The organism is Aeromonas media (assembly GCF_000819985.1).
Taxonomy (GTDB): domain Bacteria; phylum Pseudomonadota; class Gammaproteobacteria; order Enterobacterales; family Aeromonadaceae; genus Aeromonas; species Aeromonas media.
In genome coordinates this window covers 1-1441 of sequence record NZ_CDBZ01000156.1, presented here as the reverse complement: position 1 = coordinate 1441, position 1441 = coordinate 1, and the positions used below count along the sequence as shown (strand labels likewise).

At 50.9% G+C, this 1441-nt stretch carries 1 protein-coding gene; it reads left to right on the top strand.

What is annotated here, in order from left to right; translation table 11 throughout:
* Positions 1–280: 280 nt before the first annotated feature.
* Positions 281–1417, top strand: a complete 1137-nt coding sequence (locus BN1127_RS13720) for an ISAs1-like element ISAs12 family transposase (protein ID WP_021141311.1) — start codon at positions 281–283, stop codon at positions 1415–1417.
* The last annotated feature ends 24 nt before the right edge of the window (positions 1418–1441 follow it).

Genomic DNA, 1441 nt, shown 5'->3' with positions numbered 1-1441 from the left:
CAGGGCGAGATCGTGAACATTTTGTTAAAAATTAAAAATAGTTTTTTGCCTACAAAACAAATACTTATAGGCCTGTGATATGCAGTTAACTTTATAGTCAGGATCGCCTTCACACTTTTTAATCGTCACTGCACGTCATTTCAGCTCAAAAAATGCGCATGAAATCCAAAAAATGATAATTTCCATGATTTCCATAGTTAACAATTTGCTCACATCCTCACCCTGAAATTTGACCTGGTGATCCGGCTGTGATCTCATGCTCCTTTTCAGGAGTGCTCTCATGTCTATTGATGCCGTTTTCGCTCAGTTCTTCGACAATATTCACGACCCTCGCCAGCATGCCAAGATTTATTATCCCTTCTACGATGTCCTGTTTCTCACCGTCTGTGCCGTGATCGGCGGGGCTGAGGGCTGGGAAGATATTGAGGATTTCGGCGAGGTTCATCTTCCCTGGTTTCAATCCAAGGGACTGTTTAAAAACGGCATTCCTGTCCATGACACCATTGCCAGGATCATCTCCGGCATCAAACCAGAGCCGTTTCAGGCCGCCTTTGTGCGGTGGACTCAAGCCATTAACCAGCACACCGATGGCGCCCTGGTCGCTATCGATGGCAAAACCCTGCGCAGTTCCTATGACCGTGAGGATCGAACGTCGACCATTCACATGGTCAGTGCCTATGCCGCCGCCAATAAGCTGGTGCTCGGACAGATAAAAACCGACGCCAAGTCCAATGAAATTACCGCTATTCCCGAGTTGCTGGCGCTGCTCGACATCAAAGGCTGCCTGGTATCCATCGATGCGATGGGGTGCCAGACCGAGATCGCCGAGACCATCCTTCAGCAAGGTGGCGATTACTTATTGGCCGTCAAAGGCAACCAACCCAAGTTGTTCGAGGCGGTTCGACAGGCCCTCGCCCCGCTGGCGGCCACCCCGTTATGCGCAGAGACGATGACGCTTGAGAAGGCTCATGGCCGCATCGATGGTCGTGAGTACCATGTCATGGCGGCGGGCGAGTTGGCCGCCCAGTTTCCTCATTGGAAACAGTTGCACAGCATTGGCGTGGCCATCTCCTATCGCGTTGAAAATATGCAAAAAATTACCATAGAGCAGCGTTATTTCATCAGTTCCAAAGCGTTGGTGCAGGATGAGTTTGCGCGAGCGGTGCGTGGGCACTGGGCCATCGAAAATAGCCTGCACTGGGTGCTGGACGTCACGATGGGCGAGGATGATTGCCCGATTTATCGCGGTGATGCCGCAGAGATTTTGGCGTGCATCCGGCACATGGGGCTGAACATGCTCAGGGCCGAGACTTCACGCAAGGCGAGCGTAAGACGGAAGCAAAAAATCGCAGGAATGAGCAGTGAATATCTGGAAACGGTACTCAATGCGGGTCTCAAAAAACTGGGTGAAATTTAACAAAATGTTCACGCTCTCACCCTG

Coding starts and splice junctions, on each gene's coding strand:
- BN1127_RS13720 (WP_021141311.1), top strand. CDS start 281: ATGTCTATTGATGCCGTTTTCGCTCAGTTCTTCGACAATATTCACGAC.